This window comes from Methylobacterium sp. WL69, assembly GCF_008039485.1.
In the GTDB taxonomy this organism is placed as follows: domain Bacteria; phylum Pseudomonadota; class Alphaproteobacteria; order Rhizobiales; family Beijerinckiaceae; genus Methylobacterium.
Genome location: NZ_VRUZ01000146.1, coordinates 1 through 7,304 on the forward strand (window position 1 = coordinate 1; position 7,304 = coordinate 7,304).

A 7,304-nucleotide genomic window follows, 5' to 3' on the forward strand; every position below is an offset into this window, starting at 1 on the left:
GGGTGGATCACCACGGGGCGGGCGGGGCGTTCGGGGACGATGGTCATGATGCCTTCAATCTTCGAGGACTCCCGCCTTCGCGATGAACGGCGCGCGGACATGCGAGATGGTCGTGCGAATTCCCCTCTCCCGGCTTGCGGGGAGAGGGCCGGAGGCACCCCGCCGTGCCTCCGGAGAGCGGAGGCGTAAGCCGAAGCGACGGTGAGGGGGCGCGTCCGAAAGAGGCTCCTTCGGATACGCCCCCTCACCCTCGGCTGCCGCCTTGCTTTGCCGACGACAAGGTCGGCAAAGCCCTCTCCCCGCAGGCGGGGAGAGGGTTAACAGCGGCCTCACATGGACGGCACGGTGCCGTTGCGGCCGATGATGAGGATCGGGGCGGTGAGCGCGCCGTCGGCGCCCTTCTTGGTGAAGGCGACGAGCTTGGAGCCCGGCACCAGGATGCTCTTCTCGCCCGGATCGACCAGGGTCACCGGCACGTCGTCCGGCACCACGACCTTCTTCTCGCCGCCCTGGTACTTGACCAGCAGGGTGCGGCCGTCCGTGCCCGAGAGGGTGCCGACGGCGCCGTTGGTCATGGTGGAGTTGGTGCCGAGGTCCCACGGGTAGTGGCCGTCGGCGGTGCCGCGCAGGGAGGACGAAAACACCGTCACCTGCAGGGCCTTCTGGGTGCCGTCGGGCTGCGGGATCGCGGCGGTGCCGATGTAGCTCTCCGACTTGATGTCGGCGAGCTGGCCCGTGGTGGCGGCGAGGATCTTGGTGTCGTTCGAGAACTGGACGGTGATGGAGTCGCCCGTGCGCGGCTTGATGGTGAGGGTCGATCCGTCGACCTTCTCGAGGGTGCCGCGGTAGCGGACGATGTCGTCGGCGCGGGCGGTGGTGGCCACCGTCAGGGTCAGGGCAAGGCCGGTCAGCAGGCTCTTCATCATGGCGTGTCTCTCCGTTCGGGTTTCGATTCTCGTGGGACTGGATTCTGCGGGACCGGACGCGCCCGTCGGCGCGCGCGCCCTGGGCCCAACCTTCACATGGGCGGGCTCACATGGGCGGAACGGTGCCGTTCTGGCCGACCACCATGCGGTCGACGACCGCCGTGCCGGAGGCGTCGGCGCGGGTGAAGGCGACGACGCGGGCGCCCGGCTTGATCAGGCTGGCATCCCCGGGGGCGAGGGCCACCACGGGCACGTCGTCCGGCACGGTGATGGTCTTCTGGCCGCCGGCATAGGTCACCGTGATGGTGCGGTTGGCCGTGCCCGTCACGGCGCCGACGGCGCCGTTGGTCATGGTGTTCTCCTTCTCGAGGTCCCACGGATAGTGGCCGTCGCCGGTGCCGCGCATGCTGGGGGCGAACACCGCGACCTCGAGGGCTTTCAGGCTGCCGTCGGGCTGGGGCGTCGCCGCGGTGCCGACGTAGCTGTCGGGCTGGATGTCGGCGATCTTGGCCGCACTCGCGCCGGCGACCCGGACGGCGTCGCCGAGGCGGACGGTGACGGCCTCGCCCACGCGCGGCTTGATGGAGACGGTCTGGCCCTCCACCGACGCGATGGTGCCGCGGATGCGCACGACGGGCGCCTCGGCGCTGGCCGGAAGCGCCGTGGCGAGGCCGAGACCGGCGGTGGCGAGGAGCGTGGCGAGGCGGGCGGCTCTGATCATGGGGGTCCTTCCATCGGCGATGAGCCGATCCCGCCGGACCCTGCCCGGCATCCAAGTCGCGCGCAAGTCAATTGTGCGCGATACGGTTACGCTTGGTGCCCGGTTCCGCGTGGCCGCCGGTTCCGCGTGGTGGCCGGCGGCCTTAATGGGCCATCAGCATCGGGATGTTCGCATGGGCCAGGAGGTGGCTCGTCGGGCCGCCGAAGATCATCTGGCGCAGGCGGCTCTGGGTGTAGGCGCCCTTGATGAGCAGATCGCAGCCGAAGGATTCGGCCTCGGCGAGGAACACCTCGCCGGGGGTGCGCCGCCCGGCCGAATGGGCGCGGTGATCGGCATCGATGCCCTCGCAGGCCAGCGCGCGGGCGAGTTCCTCGGCGCTCGGCCCCGGCACGGTGCCGCCCTCGACGCTGATGACGCGGATGCGCTGGGCCCGGCGCAGGAACGGCATGGCGAAGGCCACGGCGCGGGCCGTCTCGGTGGAGCCGTTCCAGGCGATGAGGATCGCGTCGCCGAGGGTCGCGGGGGCGATGGGGGGCGCGAGCAGGATCGGCCGGCCGCCCTCGAACAGGGCCGTCTCGAAGGTGGTCATGCGCGGCGACCCGTCCTCGGCCCCGGGCCGCCCCACCACCGTGGCGGTGAACAGGCGGGCATACTGGCCGAGGAAGGCGTCGCCCGCCGGCACGTCGGGGCGCCAGCGGTAGCGCGGGCCGGCCGCCGCGACGCTGGCCGGCGTGCAGGGTCCGTCCTCGGCGAGCGGCACGCCGGCCTGCCGCATGAAGGCGACGAAGCGCCCGCCGGCGGCCTCGGCCTCGGCCTTGTCGGCCTCCTCGTCGCGCAGCCAGGTCATGCCGCCGACCATGTCGACGGGGACGTATTCGGCGAGCGCCGGGCGCAGGGACACGCCCTCGACGAGGCTGCCGAAGCGGCGGGCGGCGAGGATCGCCGTCTCGAACACCGAGGGCAGGCTGTCGTGGAGGGCGACGGGAACCAGGAGCGTCTTCATGGCGGGCTGCCTTCCATGGCGCGAATCGCCGGAGGCTAGTGCGGTTTTCGCCGCCGGCAAACTCCGGCCGGCGCGGAGTCACACGGTTTTCGGACTCAAGCGGACTTCGGCGGAACGCCCGGATCGAGCCGGCGCCGGACCGCCCGCGTCAGCGGCGCCTCGACGAAGCGGGCGACCACCAGGGCGGCGGCCACCGACAGGACCAGCATGAGGCCGAGCGCCGGCCACGGGCCGACGGGACCCGCGAGACCGAGGCGGCCCAGCGCCTCGCGGGTCCCCCGCAGGACGAAGGGGTGGATGAGGTAGAGGGCGTAGGACGCGTCCCCGAGGGCGACGACGGCCGCGCCGCCCCTGCCCCGCCCTGCGGCCGAGGGCCCGCGTTCCCACCCGAGGGCGGCGGCGGCCACGAGGAGGAGGGCCGGCCCGCCATAGGCCAGGGGCCGCATCACGGCGTCGGTTTCGCCGGCCGCGGCGAGGCCGGCGAACCCGACGACGGCCAGCGCCCAGCGGGCCACGGTCGCGAGGCGCAGGCCGTGCGCGCGGGCGAGGGCCAGCCCGGCGCCGAGGGCGAATTCGAGGACGATGGGACTGCTCCAGAACGCCAGGGGCGTCGGCAGGTCCGGCACCGTCAGACCCAGGGCGACGAGGCCCGCGAGGGCCGCGGCGAGCCACGCCACCGCCCGTCCCCGCCCCCAGCCGAGGCCGAGGGCGAAGAGGGCGTAGAAGAACATCTCGCAGTTCAGGGTCCAGCCGAGGCCGTAGAGGGGCTGGGGAATCCCGTCCGGGCGCAGGGCCGGCCAGAACAGGAACGAGGCGGCGACGTAGCCCGGCGCGAGGGATTCTCCGCCGTTGAGCAGGCTCGGCACGGCGAGCGCCAGGGCGAGGTAGAGGCCCGTCACCAGCCAGTAGAGCGGCACCAGCCGGGCGACCCGGTGGGCGAGGAAGCGCGCCCGCCCGCCCGGTCGGCCGTAGAGGGGCGCCGATGCGTGGACGATGATGAAGCCCGAGATGACGAAGAACACGTCGACGCCCGCCGACCACGGCAGCCACGGGCTCGGCGCGAAGGCGAGCCCGGCGTGGCGGGCCAGGGCCGCCGCCTCGAACTGCCCGTGATGGATGACCACGAGCCCGGCCGCGACGGCGCGCAGGCCCTGGATCGCCCGGAGCTTCACGCCGCGTGCCCCCCGGCCGGGCCCCGCCGCGGGCGGGATTTTCCGTCCGGAATGGACAACAGCCGAGCCTTGTCCCGCGAAAACAGGTTGGAACAGAACAGTTCTTCCCCCGTTGTCCGGCCGAAGGCGAAAGTCACGGACCCGTGCGGGCAGGATTGTCCCTGGGTCCGTTCTTTGATGTCGCCGCAGCCATATTGAGGATGATGATGATGAACAAGACCATTGCCATGACCGCCGTGATCACGGCCCTCGCGACCCCGGCCTTTGCGCAGGACATGGGCGACTTCCGCCTCGCGGCGATGCAGTCCAATGCCTTCGAGGTCCAGTCGAGCCAGATCGCCCTGTCGAAGAGCCGCAACCCGCAGGTCGTCCGCTTCGCCAAGGAGGCCCTGCGCGACCACCGCGCCGCCAACGTTGCCCTGGCCGGCGGCGAGGGCAACGTGATGGCCCGCAACGACGGCATCGGCGGCCTCGTCACCGCCCCCCTCGCCATGGCGGGCGGCGCCGTGGGTGCCGCCACGGGTGCGGCCACCGGCGTCGTCGGCGGAACCCTGAGCGGCGGCCCCGTGGGCGGTCTCGAGGGTCTCGGTTCGGGCGCGCGCCGCGGCGCCGCCACCGGCTCGATGATGGGCGACGTCGACACCACCGCCGGCACCACCCTGGTTCAGCCGAACCCGCAGCAGCAGGCGATGCTCGCCGAGCTGTCGCAGACCCCGTCCGGCCAGCGCTTCGACCGTCTCTACGGCTCGATGCAGGTGAAGTCGCACGAGATGGCCATCGGCATGTACCAGTCCTACGCCTCCAACGGCCCGAACCCGGCCCTGCGCGCCCACGTCCAGCAGGCCCTGCCGGTTCTCGAGCATCATTACCAGATGGCCCAGCGCCTGCCCGGCGCCCGCTGAACTTTTTCTGAGAGAAAACCCCCCGGGCGAAATGTCTGGGGGACTAAGAAGGGACGTCGAGCCTAAGGCTCGGCGTCCCTTCTTGATTCATGGTTCCTTCGATCGAAGATCCATCCGTCGCCCGTCCGGGACGGGGCGTGCCGGGCGCCTGGAAGGACGGACGCCCGGCCGCGTGCCTCAGGCTTCCCGGCAGTTGATCAGGGCGGTCGGGTTGATGGACTTTCCGGCCATGTCGACGGCGGGTCGGAAGTCGCCGGTCTCGGGGTCGCGCACGAGGAGCTCGCCGCGCTCGATGCCGAAATGGGCGCCGTGCAGGGTGAGCGTGCCGGCCGCGACCCGCTCGCGGATGAACGGGAACGTCATGAGGTTCTTCAGGCTCTCGCCCACCATCGCGTATTCGAGGCGGGTGAGGTAGTCGGGCCCGCTCTGGTCTTCGACGTTCTCGGCGGCCGAGGCCACGAGGGACACCCACTTGCCGATGAAGTCGCTGTCCGACAGGGGCTTCGACGGGTTGGCGAAGGCCTTGATGCCGCCGCAGGTGGCGTGACCCATCACGACGATGTGCTTCACCTCCAGGCCTTCCACGGCGAACTCGATGGCCGCCGAGGTGCCGTGGAATTCGCCGCCCTGTTCCTCGCACGGGGGCACGAGGTTGGCGACGTTGCGGATCACGAACAGTTCACCCGGGCCCGCATCGAAGATCACCTCGGGCGAGACGCGGCTGTCGCAGCAGCCGATGAGCAGGACCTCGGGGGATTGCGACTTGGCGAGGCCGGAATAGCGCTTGGCTTCGTCGGGCAGACGGCGCTCCACGAACGACTGGTAGCCTTCCTTGAGCTTCTCGGGAAACGGGTGGGCGTTTTGCGTGGTCATTCTTGATCAGCCTTTCTCATGAGCCGTGCCACGTCAGGGTGACGGGTGTTGCAGGAATGGTGCCCCCGGCGATGGCGCGGGCGAGTTGCGCCAACCCCGCGGGTTCGATCCGCTCGGAGGTCGCTTCGAGGTCGTCCAGGGTCCACCAGCGCGTGCCGAGGACGGGGTTGTCCTCCGTCTCGGCCAGGCGGCTTGTGTCGATCCGGTCGTCGGCCAGGCGCACCACGAAGTAGCGCTCGCGGGCATGGCGCGACGTCCGGAACAGGTGGAAGGGTCCCTCGCAGCCCGCGACCTGCGGACCGATGGGCGCATCGGCAACGCCGATCTCCTCTTCGAGTTCACGCCGGCACGCTTCGACATGGGTCTCGCCCGGCTCCAGGCCGCCGCCCGGCATGAACCAGAAGGTGCGGTCGTCGGGCGCGGCCGGATCGATGGGCCGGACGGACTCGTAGGCGATGAGGAGCAGGCGCTGGGCCGGATCGAACACCAGGGCGCGGGCGATGTCGCGGACCGGCGGGTTCGCGGGATCGGGTGCACCCGTTTCGGAAACGTCTGATGTCATGGGTCCACTCCGAAGTATTGTCCGTAATCCGCGATCACGGAAAATATTTTATTCCGCTCTACACCAAGATTTTATTCGATCCTGCCGGGCCTTCATCTCACCGAGGGGGGATTTAGCAGCATTCCACCGGCCGGCCAGTGTTTTCCGGCACGTCGCCGGGCGCCCAGATCACGATGGGGAGATCGAACCCGTCCCGCCCCGGCGGATCGGGCATCGGCACGGCGCGGCCGAGGGCGATGTCGCGGGCCACCGCGAGGGCCGCCAGGGCGTCGAGATGATCGTCGGCGCCGATCCCGGCGGGTCGTGCCGCGATCAGCGTCTCGGGCAGGCCGGCGCCGAGGAGCAGGGCGCGGCGGGCGGCGCGGCCCTCGGGCCGCTTCTTCGGGGCGGCGAGGGCCCGGTCGCCGTTGAGGCGCCGGAACGCGATCTCGGGATGGACCTCGTGTAGGCGGTCGCGCAGATCGGGTCGCGCGCGGAGCAATCCGTCGACCTCGCGCACACCGCGAAAAAGGTTCCAGCCCTGAATCGAGGGGGCGAAGGGCGGGTCGCTCGCGGCCCGCGACAGGGCCTTGGCGGTCTCGTAGTCCGGCGCGTACACCGCCGCGCGCGGCGGCATCGGGAACACGCTGGCCCGTCCGGCGCCGAGATAGGCCCGCGCCGCGCGGTCGGCGACGCGGCCGCCGCCCTCGACCCGGTCGGGCAGGCCGATGGGAATGTCGATGCCGATCCAGGCCGGCGCCTCCGGGGCGTCGACGAGATCGGCCACGGCGGCGAACCGGGCGGCGCGGTGGCGCCCGTCGTCGAGGTGGAGCAGCACCCCGGCCCAGGCCCCGCGGCACCCGTCGAGGCCCGCGATCCAGCGGGACGCCTGACCCTCGGGATCAGCTCGGTTCGCTGACGGACTCAAGGTGTCGCAGCAAGACGCAACCCGCTCCCTTTCCTTCCGGGCCAGGTGATCCTTCCAGGCCAGGTGATCCCAGTTGAAGTGTTTTGGCAGTCGAACGCGAAGCAAAACGCTTCGAACAGTCGCGACGGGCTCCCTCTCCTGAAAGGCAGGGCGATCACAGCTGATGGTCGCGGTCTGAAGCCGCCGCAGATGAGGGTTGTCGACGAAGCGCCGCCCCCCGTGCGCATCCCCCTCTCCC

Annotated in this window: 8 protein-coding genes; 1 reads left to right on the forward strand and 7 read right to left on the reverse strand. The window is 71.2% G+C overall.

Going from position 1 to position 7,304, the window contains the following annotated elements; genetic code table 11:
- Nucleotides 1-329: 329 nt before the first annotated feature.
- From FV218_RS21460 to FV218_RS21475, 4 genes are all read right to left on the reverse strand, one after another.
- On the reverse strand, nucleotides 330-926 hold the full coding sequence (locus FV218_RS21460) for a hypothetical protein (RefSeq protein WP_147711485.1): 597 nt from the start codon (nucleotides 924-926) through the stop codon (nucleotides 330-332).
- A gap of 106 nt (nucleotides 927-1,032) precedes the next feature.
- Entirely contained in the window at nucleotides 1,033-1,647 is a 615-nt protein-coding gene (locus tag FV218_RS21465; RefSeq protein WP_147711486.1) for a hypothetical protein, read from the reverse strand.
- 142 nt (nucleotides 1,648-1,789) lie between these two features.
- The gene (locus tag FV218_RS21470; protein ID WP_147711487.1) at nucleotides 1,790-2,650 is read right to left on the reverse strand and encodes a universal stress protein; all 861 of its coding nucleotides are present in this window, start codon (nucleotides 2,648-2,650) and stop codon (nucleotides 1,790-1,792) included.
- Between the two features lie 95 nt (nucleotides 2,651-2,745).
- On the reverse strand, nucleotides 2,746-3,807 hold the full coding sequence (locus FV218_RS21475; RefSeq protein WP_147711492.1) for an acyltransferase: 1,062 nt from the start codon (nucleotides 3,805-3,807) through the stop codon (nucleotides 2,746-2,748).
- A 221-nt stretch (nucleotides 3,808-4,028) separates the two neighbouring features.
- Here FV218_RS21475 and FV218_RS21480 point away from each other — a divergent pair, with 221 nt between their 5' ends.
- Nucleotides 4,029-4,724, forward strand: a complete 696-nt coding sequence (locus tag FV218_RS21480; RefSeq protein ID WP_147711488.1) for a DUF4142 domain-containing protein — start codon at nucleotides 4,029-4,031, stop codon at nucleotides 4,722-4,724.
- A 177-nt stretch (nucleotides 4,725-4,901) separates the two neighbouring features.
- Here FV218_RS21480 and FV218_RS21485 read toward each other — a convergent pair whose 3' ends face one another.
- From FV218_RS21485 to FV218_RS21495, 3 genes are all read right to left on the reverse strand, one after another.
- Nucleotides 4,902-5,597 carry a carbonic anhydrase gene (locus tag FV218_RS21485; protein WP_147711489.1) on the reverse strand — a complete coding sequence of 232 codons (696 nt, stop codon included), beginning with the start codon at nucleotides 5,595-5,597 and terminating at the stop codon, nucleotides 4,902-4,904.
- A 16-nt stretch (nucleotides 5,598-5,613) separates the two neighbouring features.
- On the reverse strand, nucleotides 5,614-6,159 hold the full coding sequence (locus tag FV218_RS21490) for an NUDIX domain-containing protein (protein ID WP_147711490.1): 546 nt from the start codon (nucleotides 6,157-6,159) through the stop codon (nucleotides 5,614-5,616).
- 112 nt (nucleotides 6,160-6,271) lie between these two features.
- A complete protein-coding gene (locus tag FV218_RS21495) occupies nucleotides 6,272-7,066 on the reverse strand; it encodes a DUF429 domain-containing protein (protein WP_147711491.1) in 795 nt (264 codons plus the stop codon).
- Nucleotides 7,067-7,304: the final 238 nt, after the last annotated feature.